The organism is Streptacidiphilus sp. BW17, assembly GCF_041262485.1.
In the GTDB taxonomy this organism is placed as follows: domain Bacteria; phylum Actinomycetota; class Actinomycetes; order Streptomycetales; family Streptomycetaceae; genus Streptacidiphilus.
On sequence record NZ_JBGCCR010000033.1, the window covers coordinates 1 to 17,421 of the forward strand.

Sequence of the window (17,421 nt, forward strand, 5' to 3'; positions counted from 1 at the left end):
TACTGCAGGGGGGACCCTGTGGGAGAGTAGGACGCCGCCGAACAATCTTTCCAGTGAAGCCCCCTGACCATGTGTCAGGGGGCTTCACTGCGTTGTCCGCACGCACGCTCTGACCTGCGGTGGATCGCTCACCTGCACGTCACCCGCACAGAGCTCGTACCCGCGTCGCACGAGCCCCACCCGGAAGGCGGCCTGGCGGCAGGTAAAGTCGGGGGCTGCAGCGTTCGAAGTGTTCTACAGGAGGCCCCGGGTGGAGGTTCAGGACACGCGCGTCCAGACCGACCGCGTGCTCACCATCCCCAATCTGCTGAGCATGGCCCGCCTGGTCGGCGTGCCGTTGTTCCTCTGGTTGGTCCTCTGGCCTGCCTTCGGTGGGCCCAAGAACGACGGCTGGGCGATCGCGATCCTCGGACTCAGCGGGATCAGCGACTACCTCGACGGCAAGTTGGCGCGTCGGTGGGGCCAGGTCAGCCGACTCGGACAGCTGCTTGATCCGCTTGCGGATCGTCTGTTCGTCCTGTCCACGATCGTCGGCCTCACGTGGCGCGAGATCATGCCGTGGTGGCTCACCGCGACCCTGCTGGCGCGTGAGCTCTTCATCGCCTCTCTTCTCCCTGTTCTCAGGCGTCACGGATATGGCCCTCCCGAGGTGAACTTCGTCGGGAAGGCGGCTACGTTCAATCTGATGTATGCGTTCCCTTTGCTTCTCCTCACCACCTATGACAACTGGCTGGGGACTGTGGCGAGCATCATCGGTTGGGCGTTCGTCTGGTGGGGTACGACGCTCTATTGGTGGGCAGGGATCCTGTACGCGGTGCAGACTCGCCGTCTCGTGAAGGCGAGCACCGTGGCCGATTAAGGAGGAACCAGCCGACATGAAGGCCGTTGTGATGGCCGGCGGCGAAGGTACCCGCCTTCGTCCGATGACTGCGAGCATGCCGAAGCCCCTGTTGCCGGTGGTGAACCGGCCGATCATGGAGCACGTGCTTCGGCTCCTCAAGAGACACGGTCTGACCGACACCGTCGTCACGGTCCAGTTCCTCGCCTCCCTGGTGCGCAATTACTTCGGTGACGGCGAAGAGCTCGGAATGAAGCTCACCTATGCGAACGAGGAGACTCCGCTAGGAACAGCCGGTTCCGTCAAGAATGCAGAGGACGCACTCAAGGACGATTCCTTCCTGGTGATCTCGGGTGACGCCCTGACCGACTTCGACCTGACCGACCTGATGGCATTCCACCGGTCCAAGGGCGCGATGGTCACTGTCTGTCTGACCCGGGTGCCGAATCCGTTGGAATTCGGGATCACCATCCTCGACGACGAGGGAAAGGTGGAGCGGTTCCTGGAGAAGCCGACCTGGGGTCAGGTCTTCTCCGACACCGTGAACACGGGTATCTACGTGATGGAGCCCGAGATCTTCGACTACGTCGCCGCGGACACGTCGGTCGACTGGTCGGGTGACGTCTTCCCGCAGTTGCTCAAGGAGGGCAAGCCGATCTACGGCTATGTCGCCGAGGGCTACTGGGAGGACGTCGGTACGCACGAGAGCTACGTCAAGGCCCAGGCCGACGTGCTGGAGGGCAAGGTCGACGTCGAGATCGACGGCTTCGAGCTGTCGCCCGGCGTCTGGGTCGCCGAGGGCGCGGAGGTCGACCGGGAGGCGGTGCTGCGCGGTCCCCTCTACATCGGCGACTACGCCAAGGTCGAGGGTGGCGTGGAGATCCGTGAGCACACGGTGCTCGGCAGCAACGTGGTCGTGAAGCGCGGCGCGTTCCTGCACAAGGCGGTCATCCACGACAACGTCTACATCGGGCCGCAGTCCAACCTGCGCGGTTGCGTCATCGGCAAGAACACCGACGTGATGCGAGCCGCGCGGATCGAGGACGGCGCGGTCATCGGAGACGAGTGCCTGGTCGAGGAGGAGTCGATCATCGCGGGCAACGTCCGCGTCTACCCCTTCAAGACCATCGAGGCCGGCGCCTTCGTCAACACCTCGGTGATCTGGGAGTCGCGCAGCCAGGAGCACCTCTTCGGTGCGCGCGGCGTCTCCGGGATCATCAACGTGGAGATCACGCCGGAGCTGGCCGTCCGCCTGGCGGGCGCGTACGCCACGACGTTGAAGAAGGGCGCCACGGTCACCATCGCGCGTGACCACTCGCGTGGTGCGCGTGCTCTCAAGCGCGCGATGATCTCGGCGTTGCAGGCCAGCGCGATCGAGGTGCGCGACCTGGAGAACGTGCCGATGCCGGTGGCCCGGCAGCAGACCGCGCGCGGCAGCGCGGGCGGGATCATGCTGCGGACGACGCCGGGGGTGCCGGACTCGCTCGACATCCTCTTCTTCGACGAGCGCGGCGCGGACCTCTCCCAGGCGGGCCAGCGCAAACTGGACCGCGTCTACGCCCGCCAGGAGTACCGGCGTGCGTTCCCCGGCGAGATCGGTGACCTGACCTTCCCGGCTACGGTCTTCGACTCCTACGCGGGCAGCCTGCTGCGGGCGATCGACACCCGTGGCGTCTCGGAGGCACGGCTCAAGGTGGTCGTGGACGTCGCGCACGGCAGTGCGTCGCTGTTGCTGCCCAGCATCATCGGGCGGCTCGGCATCGAGGCGCTGACGGTCAACCCCGGTATGGACGAGTCGCATCCGACCGAGACGATAGAGGAGCGCCGGGCCGGCCTGGTGCGGCTCGGTGAGCTGGTCGCGTCGTCGCGGGCCGCGTTCGGGGTGCGGTTCGACCCGGTGGGGGAGCGGGTCTCCTTCGTCGACGAGCGCGGGCGGATCATCGAGGACGACCGGTCGTTGCTGGTCATGCTCGACCTGGTCGCAGCGGAGGGCCGCAGCGGGAAGGTGGCCCTGCCGGTCACCACGACGCGGATCGCCGAGCAGGTGGCGGCCTACCACGGCACCCAGGTGCTGTGGACGACGACCTCGCCGGACGACCTGACCCGCGCCGCCTCGGCGGAGGGCACGATCTTTGCGGGCGACGGCATCGGCGGCTTCGTGGTGCCGGACTTCAGCGGCGTCTTCGACGGTACGGCTGCCTTCGTCCGGCTCCTCGGGCTGGTCGCGCGTACGCAGTTGACGCTGAGTCAGATCGATTCGCGGATCCCGCGCGCCCATGTCCACCGGCGTGATCTGCCCACACCGTGGGCGGCCAAGGGCATGGTGATGCGCAAGGTCGTGGAGGCGGCGGGCGACCGCCAGGTCGACACCACCGACGGCGTGCGGGTGGTCGAGCCCGACGGCCGCTGGACCATGGTGCTGCCTGACCCGGCCGAGGCGGTCACCCACCTCTGGGCCGAGGGCCCGGACGACACCTCGACGCAGGCCCTGCTCGACGAGTGGGGCGCGGTCGTGGAGTCCGCCGGACGCGACTGAGACAAGGCACCGGCGGGGTGCGGGCGGCGTTGTTCTGCGGCCCGCACCCCGCACAGTCGGACCCGCCACGCCGGTGCCCGTGCGGGCCGTCCGGCGCGACGTGGGACGATGTCCCCCATGTCGACGACCGATCCCCGTGCCGCCAAGCGCAGCGACCCGCGCTTCGCACGGCCCGACGCGTCGATGTCGCTGCTGCTCAACGTGGCCGAGCACAGTCTGGACGAGGGCTATGCCGAGGCGGCGGCCCGGCGCGGTGCGGTGGGCAGCAGCAGGCTGCCGACGACCACGCGCGGACGGTTGGTGTTCGGGGTCGGGCTGGCCCTGGTGGCCGCCCTGCTGGCGATGGGCGTCAGCCAGGTTCAGGCCAACGCGCCGGTCGCGGCCCAGGAGCGGCAGGCGCTGATCGACCGGATCAACACCGCGACCTCGGCGGCGGACGCCACGCAGCAGCAGATCGGGCAGCTGCAGACGCAGCTCTCCCAGGCGCAGGCCGCCGCGCTCGCCGGAAAGGGCGGGAGCGCACTGCTGGCGGAGCAGCAGCTGGTCACCGGGCAGACGCCCGTCACCGGCCCCGGGCTCCAGGTCACGGTCGACGACGCCGCGTCCGCCGGGACCGACCTCAACAACGCCAGTCCGCGGACCAACGCGGGTTTCGGCAACACCGGCCGGGTGCGCGACAGCGACCTGCAGCTGGTGGTCAACGCGCTGTGGCAGTCGGGGGCGGAGGCCGTCGCGATCAACGACCAGCGGCTGGGGAACCTCACCTCGATCCGGGCCGCGGGCGACGCGATACTGGTCAACAACAGTCCGTTGACCCTGCCGTACACGATCCAGGCGGTCGGCGGACCAGGCCTGCAACAGGCCTTCCGCAACAACGCCGACGGCGGTCTCTACCTTGCGTCGCTCAACCAGGGGTACCAGATCCGCTACAGCATCACGTCGGCAGGCGCACTCCAACTCCCGGCCGCGCCACCGGTCCGGCTGCTCGACGCCCGACCGGCCCCGGCCTCCACGGCCGCACCGACCTCGCACCCTTCGGAAGGAACGACGCACCCATGATCGCCGTGCTGGGCCTGGCCCTCGGAGTCGTGGTCGGGCTGTTCGTGCAGCCGGACGTCCCGACGTGGCTGGTGCCGTACCTGCCGATCGCCATCGTCGCCGCGCTCGACGCCGTGTTCGGCGGGATCCGCGCCATGCTGGACGGCATCTTCGACGACAAGGTGTTCGTGGTCTCCTTCTTGTCCAACGTGGTGGTCGCGGGCCTCATCGTCTTCCTGGGCGACCAGTTGGGCGTCGGTTCGCAGCTCTCCACCGGCGTGGTGGTCGTCCTCGGGATCCGCATCTTCTCCAACACCGCTGCGATCCGCCGTCACCTGTTCCGCGCGTGAGGTGTCCGCTGGTGAGGTGTTCCGTGCGTGACCGAACGGCATGGACAGATGACGTGACCGGCCCGTGCGAAGGGCGTGAACCGGTGCGGACGGCTCCGCCAGGGGTAGGACGGATGGCAGGATGAACGGCGCGGGCAGATTGAGCACGCAGTGAGCAGGCAGGGAGCGGAGCATTGACCGAGCAGCAACCCGGGGAGCAGTCCCGGGAGCCCGAGCGCACGGGCCGGCAGCGGCTCGCCGCCGCGCTCTGGCCGCCGCGGGTCAACCGCGCCCAGCTGATCGTCGCGGTGCTCCTCTTCGCCCTCGGCCTGGGCGTGGCCTTCCAGGTCCGCACCAACACTCCCGCCAACCAGCTGCGCGGGGCGCGCCAGGACGATCTGGTGCGCATTCTGGACGAGGTCGACGCGCGACAGCAGCGCCTGGACCAGGAACACCAGCAGCTGCAGTCGACGTTGAGCGAGCTGCAGACCAGTTCCAACCAGGCGAAGGCGGCGCAGGCGCAGACCCAGCAGAAGCAGCAGCAACTCGGCGTGCTCTCCGGCACGGTCGCCGCGACCGGCCCGGGCGTGACGCTGACCGTCAAGGACCCGGGCGGGAACGTCCAGGCGGCTATGCTGCTCAACACCTTGGAGGAGCTGCGCGCAGCAGGGGCGGAGGCGGTACAGATCAACAACGTCCGTGTCGTCGCGGGCACCTGGTTCAACGACGTGGCCAGGGGTTCGGTGAGCATCAGTGGAACCACGGTGTCCCAGCCGTACGTGTTCACAGCCGTCGGCAACCCGCAGGACCTGGACACCGCGCTCAACATTCCGGGCGGCGTCGTGCAGTCGGTCGACCGCGACCAGGGCACGGCGACGGTGGTCAAGCGACAGTCGTTGGTCGTTACCGCCTTGATCCCTTTGAGTACTCCTGACTACGCTCACACGACGCACCCATGATGTATCCACATCTCCTCCTTCGTTCCGCCGCTCCGCACGCTGATCCGACTGCCGTTCCGACACCTGTCCCGACCACTGTTCTGTCCACGATGGCTCCACCTCGCCCCACGGGCGGGTCCGTTTCTTGCAAGGGGAATCGCCCGTGAGTCTGTTCTCGAAGCTGTTCGGCCGTAAGTCCCAAAAGGGAGCGGTCGAGGCGCCCACCGCCCGGCACCGCCGTGGTGACGAGGAGTTCGGCCAGGGCGTCCCCGGTATGCGGGGGGCTCCGGAGTCCGACAGCTACGCCGCCGCCGATCGGCCGCTCTTCCGTGACGAGGCCGCCGGCCGACACGCGGGTGCGCAGGGTGGGGGGCGTATAGCCCCGCAGCCGGTACCTTCAAGTTCAGGTGGAGGGTTTGCGGCCGATCCGTTTGCCCAAGACCAGTCAGGCGATCCGCGACAGGAGGCCGCAGGCGTGACGGTGTGCACCCGATGCGGATTCAACAACCCGGACTCCGCCCGCTTCTGCTCGAACTGCGGTGCCCCGCTGCGGGCCCGCGTCGGTGGTGGCGAGCGTCCCAGTGAGACGACGTCCACGATCTCGATCTCGGGACTGGAGGCGTACGAGCCGGACGCCCCGGCCGCGATGAGCCCCGGGCTCTCCCAGGAGGCCCAGGCCGCGGTCGACGCGCTTCCGCCGGGCTCGGCGCTTCTGGTGGTGCGCCGCGGCCCCAACTCGGGCAGCCGGTTCCTGCTGGACACCGACCTCACCACGGCCGGTCGCGACGCGCAGAGCGACATCTTCCTGGACGACGTCACCGTCTCGCGGCGGCACGTGGAGTTCCGGCGGCGGCAGGGCGGCTTCACGGTCGCCGACGTCGGCAGCCTGAACGGCACCTACGTCAACCGCGAGCGGATCGACGAGGTGCCGCTGAACAGCGGTGACGAGGTGCAGATCGGGAAGTACCGGCTGGTCTTCTTCGCCGCCCGCCCGGGGTACTGAGACGCGGTGCCCCGCCCCTGGGAGGAGTGAGTCAACCGTCGTGCAAGCTGACAGCGGTACCCCGGGGGCGGTGGCGCCCTTCGTTCCCTCCGGTCGACCCTCGCCCGGAGGCGGGCGCGACCTGGCCCACAGCATCGTCTCGGGACGGCAGCAACTCCTCAGCATCGGCGCGGTGCTGACCGAGCTTCAGGCCGAGTTCCCCGAAGTCACCATCTCCAAGATCCGCTTCCTGGAGGCGGAACGCCTGGTCGAGCCGCAGCGCACGCCCTCGGGCTACCGCAAGTTCAGCGCGGTCGACGTGGAGCGGCTCGCCTACGTGCTGCGGATGCAGCGCGACCACTACCTCCCGCTGCGGGTGATCCGCGAGCACCTGGCCGCCCTGGACCGGGGCGAGAACCCGCCCGCGCTGCCCGGCAACGGCTCGGGCGGGTCGGCCGGCCAGGCGGACTCCGCGGGTGGGGCCGGCGCGGAAGAGGCCTTCGACCCTGTCCGTGACGGCGCGATCGCCCCCGGTCCGGTCGCGGGCGGAACCCGGCTCGGCCGGGCCGAACTGCTGGCCGCCGCGGGCATCACCGAGCAGCAGCTGTCCGAGTGGGAGTCCTACGGCCTGGTGGCCGCCGACCGGGACGGCGGCTTCGACGGCGAGATGCTCCAAGTGGCGCGTCTGGTCGCTGAGTTGGGCCGCTTCGGGCTGGAGCCCAGGCATCTGCGAGCGGTCAAGGCCGCCGCCGACCGCGAGGTCGGTCTGGTGGAGCAGATCGTCGCCCCGCTGCGCCGTCACCGCAATCCGCAGACCCGTGCCCACGCCGCCGCCCTGGCCCATGAGCTGGCAACCCTTTCGGTGCGGCTGCACGCCTCACTGGTCCAGGCGGGCCTGCGGGCCCGGCCGGGCACCTGAGCAAGCGGGCGCGGGGCAGGTGTTGGGCAGGTGGTGGCCGGTGGACGTGATCAGGACGACTGGAGTATCCGCCCCGCGCGCCCTAGGGTTGCAGGTGTGAACGAGCTAGATGTCGTGGGTGTCCGGGTGGAGATGCCGTCGAACCAGCCGATCGTGCTGCTGCGCGAGGTCGGTGGGGACCGCTATCTCCCGATCTGGATCGGCCCCGGTGAGGCCACCGCCATCGCGTTCGCGCAGCAGGGCATGACGCCGGTGCGTCCGCTGACGCACGACCTCTTCCGCAACGTGCTGGAGGCCGTCGGCCAGCAGCTCACCGCGGTGCGGATCACCGACCTGCGTGAGGGCGTCTTCTACGCCGAGCTGGTCTTCGCCAGCGGCGTCGAGGTGAGCGCCCGCCCGTCCGACGCCATAGCCCTGGCACTGCGCACCGGCACGCCGATCTACGGCGCCGATGGTGTGCTGGACGAGGCAGGCATCGCGATCCCCGACGAGCAGGAGGACGAGGTCGAGCGGTTCCGGGAGTTCCTGGACCAGATCTCACCCGAGGACTTCGGCAGCAGCGGTCAGCAGTAGCGGTCGGCAGGAGCAGTGGCCGTGCGCGTGCATACGACCGGTTGTCCGACCGGTGTACTGACGGGTTTGCCGAACCACATTCGCGCGGAAATACCCCCGCTCGGGACACGCAAAACCACTCGTGAGGCTGACGTCACCCGCCATGCCGAGCGTGGCGATCGTTGACGCGCTCCTGGCTACTGCCTACCTTCGACTGTGAACGTCCCCGGGTGTGCCTCCCCGCACCCCCGCTGAGGCGGTTCCCGAGTCGAGCGGATGGAGGGTCGTGTTGAGCAGCACGGGTGACAGAACAGCCACGGGCGGCTCCTGCCCCGTCCACTCCCAGGTCCGGACGCTGCCGCGGTCGGCGCGCTCCGGTTGGGAGGGGATGCCGATGGTGCCGCTCCCGGCTGGCCCGCAGGACGACGTGCTGCCCAGCTCGGAGTTGATCGGCTACCGCGGGCCCACGGCCTGCGCCGCGGCCGGGATCACCTACCGCCAGCTCGACTACTGGGCCCGCACGGGCCTGGTCGAGCCGAGTGTCCGCGCGGCCCAGGGGTCCGGCACGCAGCGCCTCTACGCGTTCCGCGACATCCTGGTGCTCAAGGTGGTCAAGCGCCTGCTCGACGCGGGCGTTTCGCTCCAGAGCATCCGCACCGCCGTCGACCACCTGAGCCAGCGGCCGCAGGAGGCACTGCCCGACATCACGCTGATGAGCGACGGGGCGACGGTCTACGAGTGCGTCTCCGGGCACCAGGTGGTCGAGCTGCTGCAGGGCGGTCAGGGCATCTTCGGCATCGCCGTCGGCGCGGTCTGGCGTGAGGTCGAGGCGACGCTCACCCGCCTCCACGGCGAGCGCACCGACACCGGCGAGAACCTGCCCGGCTTCGACCCGTCCGACGAACTGGCCCGCCGCCGCAACCGCGCGGTCTGATCCGCGCGTCCGCTCCTCAGGATGACCCTGGGGGAGGAGAGTGCGGTGCGGGTGTTGCGCGGGCTTCGCGTGCTGGTCCGGCTCGGCCGACAGCGGCGGGTTCAGAGGTGGGGCTTCCAGGCGCTCTGCGCGCTGACGGTGCTGGTGCTCGCACCGGTGGCGGTGATCAGGCTGCAGAGCGACCCGCGGGTGCGGACCGTCGCCGACGTGCCCGCCGAGCCCGTGGTGGTGGTCTTCGGCGCGGGCCTGGACGGCGGCAGGCCCTCGCCCTACCTCGCGCACCGGCTCGACGCCGCGCTCGCGCTCTACCGGGCCGGTCGGGTCCGCGCTGTCCTGGTCACCGGCGACAACAGCCGCCCCGACTACGACGAGCCGGACGCGATGCGCACCTACCTGGTCCAGCACGGCGTCCCGACGGCCCGGATCGCGGCCGACTACGCGGGGTTCGACACCTGGGACTCCTGCGCCCGCGCCCACCGGATCTTCGGCGTCACCCGGGCCGTCCTGGTCAACACCGAGTACGCGATCCGCCGGTCGGTGTCCCTCTGCGAGACCGCGGGGATCGACGCGTACGGGATCGGGGTTCCCGAGCCGCACGATCGGACCTGGGACTACGGCGCGGTGCGGGAGATCGCCTCGGCGGACAAGGCGGTCTTCCTCGACGAGCTCTTCGATCCGGACCCGCATCTGCTCGGGCCCAAGGTCACCACGCCGGCCGCGTTCGGTTAGGGCCTGGCCCCAGTTGCGCCCGTGGTGGTGTACCAGCCGTTGTCATACCCGTGCGCGATGATCGGTTCATGCGGTCCGTGCCGTCGATCCTGCATCTCGACATGGACGCCTTCTTCGCGTCGGTGGAGCAGGCGTCCAAGCCGAGCCTGCGCGGAAAGCCGGTGATCGTCGGCGGGCTGGGCGGGCGGGGTGTGGTCGCGACCGCTTCGTACGAGGCGCGCACGTTCGGCGTGCACTCCGCCATGGCGATGGCGCACGCGCGCCGCCTCGCGCCGAACGCCGCGTTCCTGATCCCACGGTTCGAGCTGTACCGGCAGATCAGCGAGGAGGTGATGGCGCTGCTGCGCAAGCTCTCGCCGCTGGTCGAGCCGCTCAGCCTGGACGAGGCCTTCGTCGACCTCGCCGCCGGCCCCTACGGCGAGCTGCTGGAGGCGGAGGGCGCGGAGCTGGCCCGCGCGCTGGGGGAGGACCTGCGGGCCGACATCCGGGACAAGGTCGGGCTCACCGCCTCCGTCGGGCTGTCGACGACCAAGTTCCTGGCCAAGATCGCCTCGGAGGAGGCCAAGCCCGACGGCCTGGTGCTGATCGAAGCGGGCCGCGAGCGCGAGGTGCTCGAACCGCTGCCGGTGCGGGCGCTGCCGGGAGTCGGGCCCGCCACGGCCGAGACGCTGCGTCGGGCGGGGCTGACCCGGGTCGCGGAGCTGGCGGCGTTGCCGCAGGAGGAGCTGATCCACCTGCTGGGCCGGGCGCACGGCGCGGGCGTGCACGCGCTGGCCCGCGGGCAGGACGAGCGGCCGGTGGTGCCCGACCGGGACGCCAAGTCGGTCTCGGTGGAGGACACCTTCGAGGTCGACCTCGGCGACCGCGACAGCATCATGCAGGAGCTCGACCGCCTCGCCGACCGCTGCGTCCGCAGGCTGCGCGCCGCAGGGCGGTCGGGGCGGACGGTGGTGGTCAAGATCCGCCGCTTCGACTTCACCACGCTCACCCGCTCCGAGACGCTGCCCTCGCCCACCGACGACCCGCTGGTCATCGCCCAGATGGCGCGGCGGTTGGCCGAATCCGTCGGACTGCTCGGCGGTATCCGGCTGCTGGGCGTCGGCGTCAGCGGCCTGGCCGACTGGACCCAGGAGGACCTCTTCGCCCAGGCCCAGCGCGAGGCCTTCGAGGAGTACGAGGTGCTGGAGGCCTTGGCCGAGGAGGCGGAGGAAGACTCAGGCGCGGCGGGGGCCGAGGACGCGGAGGCCGGGTCCGCGGCAGGCGGGTCCACAGCGGGCGGGTCTGCGGACGACTCCGCCTACGGCGGGCCGGACGCGCCGCGTGCGTTCCACCCCGGCGCGGCGCCGCGCGGACGTCGCTGGGTGCCGGGGCAGGACGTGGAGCATGCGGAGCTCGGCCACGGCTGGGTCCAGGGCAGCGGCGTCGGGCGGGTGACGGTGCGCTTCGAGACGCCCGGTTCGGGCGTCGGCCGGGTCCGCACCTTCCTGGTCGACGATCCGGCCCTCGCCCCGGCCCCGGCGCTCCCGCTTGTGCCCATACGCTGACGGGCCGCCCAGCGGGGTGCCGGGCGGCCCGTGGTCAGCGGGGACGAGCGGGAGTGAGCGCGGATGAGCGGGGGTGACGGTGGGTCAGGCGCCCATCGCGTGGCCCGGCAGGTCCGGGTTCTGGCCCATCGGACCGTTCGGGCTGGTCGGGCCGTTCGGACGGAGCGGGGTCGCGGCCGGGGTGCCCGCGATCGGCGCGCCTCCGATCGGTGCACCGGCCGCCGGGGGAGTGGTGGCTGGGGCGACCGGCGTGCCCTGGGGGCGGCTGCCGTCCTGGACCTGGATGTGCTCGCGGTGGAGCTGCTCGCGTACCACCTCCTCCTCGGTGATCCGCTCGGTCACCAGGCGGATCCGCTCCACCGGGACGACGGTCTTCTTGACGACGAGGCGCTCCTCATGGAGGGTCACCTCCTCGACGCTCTCCGCGATCTCGGCCTCGGTCAGCTGCTCGCGCTCCTCCGCGCTGACCGGGACCCGCTCGACGCGGATGCGCTCGCGGACCACCGGCACCCGTCGCTCGACCTGCTCCGCCGTCACGTACTTGCGCAGCCGGGCCCGGCCGAGGACGTGCCACTCGGTCGAGATGTCCAGGCGCTCCTCGCGGCAGACGAACTCGACCGGCTCGGGGACCGGCTCCTTGGCGACGGTGCCGGTCGCGGCGCCCGTCGTGCCGGGGGTCGCCGTGCCCGCTGTCGCGGTGCCACTGGTGGCCGGAGCGCCGAAACCGGGCAGCGGGTCGGTCAGCGGGTCCGGACGACGCTGCGGTTCGGTCGCCGTCCCGCCCATCGCGCCCGCACCTGCGCCCGCTCCTGCCATGCCGCTGCTGGGGAAGGGTGCAGCGGGCGGCGTCTGGACGGTCGGTTGCTGCATCGTCGAGTCCTGCGCCGCGTCCTGGCCGACCCGTGGCATTTGCGCGGTCTGCGCCGTCTGTCCGGCCTGCGCGCCAGCCGTCGTGCCGCCCGTCATGAACGCCGAGGTGCGCCCGCCGTTCGACTGGGACTCCACGACGGGCGTCGCCACCGTCTTCTCCACGGGCTGCTCCTCCTTGGTCAGGTTCTCTTTCCGCTCCCCGCGCGTTGCGGCACCCGCCGCAACGCCTGCGGCACCGGCCGCAGCCGCCGCCTCCCCGGCCTTCGGCGCGGAGGTGGGTCCGTGGCCGTTGCCCTCCGCCGCCTTGGCGCCCGAGTCGGCCGCATGCTGGCCGGTGCCGGTCGGGACCTCCAGGCCGTAGTAGCGGTAGAGCTGCAACTCCTGGGCGGGGGAGAGGTGCTGGCCGACGCCGAAGTCGGGCGAGTCCTTCACCTGCGACTTCTCATAGGGGACCCGCAGTTCCTCGGAGACGAACTCGCTCGTCGTCAGCGGCACGAAGGCGTCGCGGCCGAACAGTCCGGTGCGAACCGCGGCCCACTCGGGTTCACCGGTCGCATCGTCGAGGTAGACCTCGTCCACGGTGCCGATCTTCTCGCCGTTCTTGTCCACGGCCTTGTGGCCGATCAGATCCCTCGGGTCGATCTCGGTCTGCACGCTTCTCACTCCTCCATCGGCCCGCGCCGGTCTGTTCAGCTGACGAACGTGCTCAACTCATACGAAAAGGCACAATGATCGCTTTGTCGAACGCACGCAGCTCCGCCGGGTGTGTCGCTGCTCCGTCCGGTGGACGAGAACGGTGCTCGGGCCCCGTCCGGCGGCCGATCCGCGCTGGTACCCTCGGGGTTGACCGTCGAGCACGTGCGGGAGAGTCCGAGCGCCTGATCTGGGCAACCTGATCGGGGCGACCCGGCGCCGAAGGAGCAACTCCTCCCCGGAATCTCTCAGGCCGAAGTACCGCGCTGGCGAGGTCGACTCTGGAAAGCAGGGCCGCGCCCGAGCCTCATGGCTGCGGGACGGTCCTCACCGACGGTGAAAGCCGGTCCGGCCGCAGCGTTACAGCAGCGGCAACAGGGCCGGTGAAGCTCTCAGGTTCCATGACAGAGGGGGAGGTCGTCCGGGCGCCCCACCGCGTCCACCCGGTCCGACCAGGAGGCCAGTCTCCCCATGACGTCGTCGCTTTCCGAGCTGGAGCAGTCCAGCCCGTTCGAGAACCGCCACATCGGCCCGGACGCCGGGGCGCAGGCCAAGATGCTGGCGCAGGTGGGCTACGGCTCCCTGGACGAGCTCACCGCCGCCGCCGTCCCCGCCGCGATCCGCAGCCTGACCGCGCTGGACCTCCCGGCCGCCCGCTCCGAGGCCGAGGTCCTCGCCGAGCTGCGCGAGCTGGCCGGCCGCAACCAGGTGCTGCGCTCGATGATCGGCCTCGGGTACTACGGCACCTTCACCCCGCCGGTGATCCTCCGCAACGTGCTGGAGAACCCGTCCTGGTATACGGCCTACACGCCCTACCAGCCGGAGATCTCGCAGGGGCGCCTGGAGGCGCTGCTCAACTTCCAGACCGTGGTCACCGAGCTGACCGGTCTGCCCACCGCCGGCGCCTCGCTGCTCGACGAGGGCACCGCCGCCGCCGAGGCCGTCGCGCTGGCCCGCCGGATGGGCAAGGTCAAGGGCGGCGTCTTCGTCATCGACGCCGACACCATGCCGCAGACCGTCGCCGTCATCGAGACCCGTACCGTCCCGACCGGCGTCGAGACCGTCGTGGCCGACCTCAGCCAGGGCATCCCGGCCGAGATCGCCGAGCGCGGCGTCTTCGGCGTGCTGCTGCAGTACCCGGGCGCCTCCGGCGCGGTGCGCGACCTGGCCCCGGTCATCGCGCAGGCCAAGGAGCTCGGCGCGGTCGTCGCGGTCGCCGCCGACCTGCTGGCGCTGACGCTGCTGAAGTCCCCGGGTGAGCTCGGCGCGGACATCGCGGTCGGCACCACCCAGCGCTTCGGCGTCCCGATGGGCTTCGGCGGCCCGCACGCCGGGTACATGTCCGTCCGTGCCGACTACGCCCGCAGCCTGCCGGGCCGCCTGGTCGGCGTCTCCGTCGACGCCGACGGCAACCGCGCCTACCGCCTGGCGCTGCAGACCCGCGAGCAGCACATCCGCCGCGAGAAGGCCACCTCCAACATCTGCACCGCGCAGGTGCTGCTGGCTGTGATGGCCTCGATGTACGCGGTCTACCACGGCCCGGACGGCCTGGCGAAGATCGCCTCGCGCACCCACCGCTACGCCTCCGTGCTGGCCGAGGGCCTGCGTCGGGGCGGCGTCGAGGTCGCGAGCGACGCGTTCTTCGACACCGTCACCGCCCGCGTCCCCGGCCATGCCGCCGAGGTCGTCGCGACCGCTGCCGCCGCCGGGGTCAACCTGCGCCAGGACGGCGCCGACCTGGTCGGCATCGCCTGCGACGAGACCACCACCCGCGCCGACCTGGCCGCCGTCTGGGGCGCCTTCGGCGTGGACGCCGCGGGTCCGGACGTGGACGCGCTCGACGCCGCCGCCGGCTCCGCGCTGCCCGAGGGCCTGCTGCGCACCGACGAGTACCTGACCCACCCGACCTTCCACGCGCACCGCTCCGAGACGGCCATGCTGCGCTACCTGCGCTCGCTGGCCGACAAGGACTACGCGCTGGACCGCGGCATGATCCCGCTCGGCTCCTGCACCATGAAGCTGAACGCCACCGCCGAGATGGAGGCGATCACCTGGCCGGAGTTCGCCGACGTGCACCCGTTCGCCCCGGTCGAGCAGGCCGACGGCTACCTGCAGCTGATCGGCGAGCTGGAGGCGCGCCTGGCCGAGGTCACCGGATACGACAAGGTCTCCATCCAGCCCAACGCCGGTTCCCAGGGCGAGCTGGCCGGTCTGCTGGCGGTGCGTGCCTACCACCACGCCAATGGCGACACCCAGCGCGACGTCTGCCTGATCCCCTCCTCCGCGCACGGCACCAACGCCGCCTCCGCCGTCATGGCGGGCATGCGGGTCGTGGTCGTCAAGACGCTGCCGGACGGTGACGTGGACGTCGACGACCTGCGCGCCAAGATCGAACAGCACCGCGACCAGCTGGCGGTGCTGATGGTCACCTACCCGTCCACGCACGGCGTGTACGAGGAGAACATCGGCGACATCTGCGCCGCCGTGCACGAGGCGGGCGGCCAGGTCTACGTCGACGGCGCCAACCTCAACGCGCTGGTCGGTCTGGCCAAGCCGGGCAAGTTCGGCGCGGACGTCTCGCACCTGAACCTGCACAAGACCTTCTGCATCCCGCACGGCGGCGGTGGCCCGGGCGTCGGCCCGGTCGGCGTCCGCGCGCACCTGGCGCCGTACCTGCCGAACCACCCGCTGCAGCCGACGGCCGGTCCGGCCACCGGTGTGGGTCCGATCTCGGCCGCGCCGTGGGGCTCGGCGGCGATCCTGCCGATCTCCTGGTCGTACGTCCGGCTGATGGGCGGCGAGGGCCTCAAGCGCGCCACCCAGGTCGCGGTGCTGAACGCCAACTACATCGCCAAGCGCCTGGCGCCGTACTACCCGGTCCTGTTCACCGGCCCCGGCGGCCTGGTCGCGCACGAGTGCATCATCGACCTGCGGCCGCTGGCCAAGTCGGCGGGCGTCTCCGTGGACGACGTGGCCAAGCGCCTGATCGACTACGGCTTCCACGCCCCGACCATGTCGTTCCCGGTGGCCGGCACGCTGATGATCGAGCCGACCGAGAGCGAGGACTTGACCGAAATCGATCGCTTCTGCGCGGCGATGATCGCGATCCGTTCGGAGATTGACAAGGTCGGTTCCGGTGAATGGCCGGCGGAGGACAACCCGCTGCACAACGCCCCGCACACCGCGGCCGCGCTGGCGGGCGAGTGGGAGCACGCCTACACCCGGGCCGAGGCCGTGTTCCCGGCCGGTGTGAACCCCACCGAGAAGTACTGGCCGCCGGTCCGCCGCATCGACGGCGCCTTCGGCGACCGCAACCTGGTCTGCTCCTGCCCGCCGCTGGACGAGTACGAGGACTGATCGGCCGCGAGCGCTGAAAAGGGGCGCGGGAACTGCTCACGCAGTCCCCGCGCCCCTTCGTGCGTGTTGCTACGCAGCGCCTGCCAGCACGCGCCTCGGGGCGACCGCGCGGCCGTCCGGGAGGATCTCGCCGGTGTCCTCGAAGATCAGGACACCGTTGCACAGCAGGCTCCACCCCTGTTCCGGGTGGCTCGCGACGACGGCTGCGGCCTCGCGGTCCGGCGAGTCGGCGGACGGACACTCAGGACGGTGCTGGCACATAGCTCGTACCCTCGTTTCGGCGTGCTTCGAGAATATTCCAAAGCCGGTCTGCGGCGCGTGTGTGAAGTGCCTTTTCGCCGGGTAAGACGTTGGGCTTCTCGCACTGGTTCACAGTGTCCGCGTATCGCGACCCGCCCGCAGCCATTTGGTGACATGCGTCACGCCGAAACCTGTCCGACCAGCAGAAACCACCCGTTGTGACCAGGCGCGCCATGGTCACAACGGGTGGTACGGGTGGTTCTTCAGGGGGAGTGCGCTTCGGCGCGCGGGTCAGGCGGGGCTGGTGAGCAGCGCGCCGTTGGCGAGCGCGAGCAGGGCGAGCAGTTCCTCCGCGTGGTGCGGGACGTGGGCGGTGACGCCGAGCGGCGCCGGGACGAGCGGGATCAGCAGGTCCGGCGACGGGGCGGCGGAGAGCACGGGGTGCAGCCAGAGGGCCGTCATGTAGTGGCCGGGCACCGAGAGCAGCCGCGGCAGGTAGGTGGTCGGGGTGCCGGCCGCGTGCAGCCGTGCCTGCTGCAGCGCGCGCAGCGTGGACGCCGGATACGGGCCCTCGGCGAAGTGGGCGAAGGCGTGCACCTCCATGGTCTCGCCCGGGCTCGAGCCCGTCTCGTCCGGCGCCACCTCCAGGGTGTCGGCGGCGCCGACGACGGTCTCGCCCTCCTTGATCAGGAAGCGCCAGCCGGTTCGCAGCGCGGCGGCGAGCGGCGTCGCGCCCGCGCCGGTGACCGCCGGGTCCAGCAGGTGCACGGGAAGCGGATGCGCGGGGGTGAGCGGCCCGGTGCACCGTCGCATGGCCGAGGTCCGGACGGGGCCGACGTCGGCGGGGACGTCGCGGTCGTCCAGCGCGCGGAGAACGGCGCGCAGGGCGGCGGCGGGGGGCTGGGGCAGCTGCAGGGTCATG

The 17,421-nt window shown here is 71.0% G+C and carries 15 protein-coding genes and 1 riboswitch; of the genes, 12 read left to right on the forward strand and 3 right to left on the reverse strand.

Translation table 11 applies throughout. The annotated features are described in order from the left end of the window. The first annotated feature begins 250 nt into the window (after nucleotides 1–250). The 11 genes from ABH940_RS29760 (at nucleotide 251) to ABH940_RS29810 (ending at nucleotide 11,339) form a co-directional block, all read left to right on the forward strand. A complete protein-coding gene (locus ABH940_RS29760) occupies nucleotides 251–859 on the forward strand; it encodes a CDP-alcohol phosphatidyltransferase family protein (RefSeq protein WP_370071757.1) in 609 nt (202 codons plus the stop codon). A 16-nt stretch (nucleotides 860–875) separates the two neighbouring features. After that, nucleotides 876–3,374 (forward strand): sugar phosphate nucleotidyltransferase, encoded by a 2,499-nt coding sequence (locus ABH940_RS29765; protein WP_370071758.1) that lies wholly within the window; start codon nucleotides 876–878, stop codon nucleotides 3,372–3,374. 117 nt (nucleotides 3,375–3,491) lie between these two features. Beyond that, complete coding sequence (locus ABH940_RS29770; protein ID WP_370071759.1) at nucleotides 3,492–4,433, forward strand: DUF881 domain-containing protein; 942 nt, start codon at nucleotides 3,492–3,494, stop codon at nucleotides 4,431–4,433. Next, nucleotides 4,430–4,762 carry a small basic family protein gene (locus tag ABH940_RS29775; protein ID WP_370071760.1) on the forward strand — a complete coding sequence of 111 codons (333 nt, stop codon included), beginning with the start codon at nucleotides 4,430–4,432 and terminating at the stop codon, nucleotides 4,760–4,762. The genes ABH940_RS29770 and ABH940_RS29775 overlap by 4 nt, the downstream gene beginning before the upstream one ends. Before the next feature lie 173 nt (nucleotides 4,763–4,935). Beyond that, complete coding sequence (locus ABH940_RS29780) at nucleotides 4,936–5,700, forward strand: DUF881 domain-containing protein (protein WP_370071761.1); 765 nt, start codon at nucleotides 4,936–4,938, stop codon at nucleotides 5,698–5,700. 454 nt (nucleotides 5,701–6,154) lie between these two features. Then, entirely contained in the window at nucleotides 6,155–6,682 is a 528-nt protein-coding gene (locus ABH940_RS29785; protein ID WP_370071762.1) for an FHA domain-containing protein, read from the forward strand. Between the two features lie 121 nt (nucleotides 6,683–6,803). After that, entirely contained in the window at nucleotides 6,804–7,580 is a 777-nt protein-coding gene (locus tag ABH940_RS29790; protein WP_370071839.1) for a MerR family transcriptional regulator, read from the forward strand. A 96-nt stretch (nucleotides 7,581–7,676) separates the two neighbouring features. After that, nucleotides 7,677–8,153: a bifunctional nuclease family protein gene (locus ABH940_RS29795; protein ID WP_370071763.1), complete on the forward strand. Its 477-nt coding sequence runs from the start codon at nucleotides 7,677–7,679 to the stop codon at nucleotides 8,151–8,153. 268 nt (nucleotides 8,154–8,421) lie between these two features. After that, on the forward strand, nucleotides 8,422–9,066 hold the full coding sequence (locus tag ABH940_RS29800; protein ID WP_370071764.1) for a MerR family transcriptional regulator: 645 nt from the start codon (nucleotides 8,422–8,424) through the stop codon (nucleotides 9,064–9,066). A 21-nt stretch (nucleotides 9,067–9,087) separates the two neighbouring features. Continuing rightward, a complete protein-coding gene (locus ABH940_RS29805) occupies nucleotides 9,088–9,795 on the forward strand; it encodes a vancomycin high temperature exclusion protein (RefSeq protein WP_370071765.1) in 708 nt (235 codons plus the stop codon). A gap of 68 nt (nucleotides 9,796–9,863) precedes the next feature. After that, nucleotides 9,864–11,339: a DNA polymerase IV gene (locus ABH940_RS29810; RefSeq protein ID WP_370071766.1), complete on the forward strand. Its 1,476-nt coding sequence runs from the start codon at nucleotides 9,864–9,866 to the stop codon at nucleotides 11,337–11,339. An 84-nt stretch (nucleotides 11,340–11,423) separates the two neighbouring features. Here the strand turns inward: ABH940_RS29810 and ABH940_RS29815 are convergent, their stop codons facing one another. After that, on the reverse strand, nucleotides 11,424–12,863 hold the full coding sequence (locus ABH940_RS29815; protein WP_370106679.1) for a PRC and DUF2382 domain-containing protein: 1,440 nt from the start codon (nucleotides 12,861–12,863) through the stop codon (nucleotides 11,424–11,426). A gap of 197 nt (nucleotides 12,864–13,060) precedes the next feature. Beyond that, a riboswitch (glycine riboswitch) is annotated at nucleotides 13,061–13,176 on the forward strand. 197 nt (nucleotides 13,177–13,373) lie between these two features. On the opposite strand from ABH940_RS29815, the gene gcvP reads away from it, so the two are divergent. Further along, entirely contained in the window at nucleotides 13,374–16,259 is a 2,886-nt protein-coding gene (gene gcvP / locus ABH940_RS29820) for an aminomethyl-transferring glycine dehydrogenase (RefSeq protein WP_370106680.1), read from the forward strand. 69 nt (nucleotides 16,260–16,328) lie between these two features. Here gcvP and ABH940_RS29825 read toward each other — a convergent pair whose 3' ends face one another. Both ABH940_RS29825 and ABH940_RS29830 read right to left on the reverse strand, forming a co-directional pair. Next, nucleotides 16,329–16,520 carry a DUF5999 family protein gene (locus tag ABH940_RS29825; RefSeq protein WP_370071769.1) on the reverse strand — a complete coding sequence of 64 codons (192 nt, stop codon included), beginning with the start codon at nucleotides 16,518–16,520 and terminating at the stop codon, nucleotides 16,329–16,331. Between the two features lie 270 nt (nucleotides 16,521–16,790). Next, nucleotides 16,791–17,420 (reverse strand): hypothetical protein, encoded by a 630-nt coding sequence (locus ABH940_RS29830; RefSeq protein ID WP_370106681.1) that lies wholly within the window; start codon nucleotides 17,418–17,420, stop codon nucleotides 16,791–16,793. Nucleotide 17,421: the final 1 nt, after the last annotated feature.

Bases quoted from the DNA above. Each gene is read 5' to 3' on its own strand.
- ABH940_RS29770 (WP_370071759.1), top strand. From the start codon at position 3,492: ATGTCGACGACCGATCCCCGTGCCGCCAAGCGCAGCGACCCGCGCTTC.
- ABH940_RS29805 (WP_370071765.1), top strand. From the start codon at position 9,088: ATGACCCTGGGGGAGGAGAGTGCGGTGCGGGTGTTGCGCGGGCTTCGC.
- ABH940_RS29765 (WP_370071758.1), top strand. From the start codon at position 876: ATGAAGGCCGTTGTGATGGCCGGCGGCGAAGGTACCCGCCTTCGTCCG.
- ABH940_RS29810 (WP_370071766.1), top strand. From the start codon at position 9,864: ATGCGGTCCGTGCCGTCGATCCTGCATCTCGACATGGACGCCTTCTTC.
- ABH940_RS29825 (WP_370071769.1), bottom strand. From the start codon at position 16,520: ATGTGCCAGCACCGTCCTGAGTGTCCGTCCGCCGACTCGCCGGACCGC.
- ABH940_RS29830 (WP_370106681.1), bottom strand. From the start codon at position 17,420: ATGACCCTGCAGCTGCCCCAGCCCCCCGCCGCCGCCCTGCGCGCCGTT.
- gcvP (WP_370106680.1), top strand. From the start codon at position 13,374: ATGACGTCGTCGCTTTCCGAGCTGGAGCAGTCCAGCCCGTTCGAGAAC.
- ABH940_RS29775 (WP_370071760.1), top strand. From the start codon at position 4,430: ATGATCGCCGTGCTGGGCCTGGCCCTCGGAGTCGTGGTCGGGCTGTTC.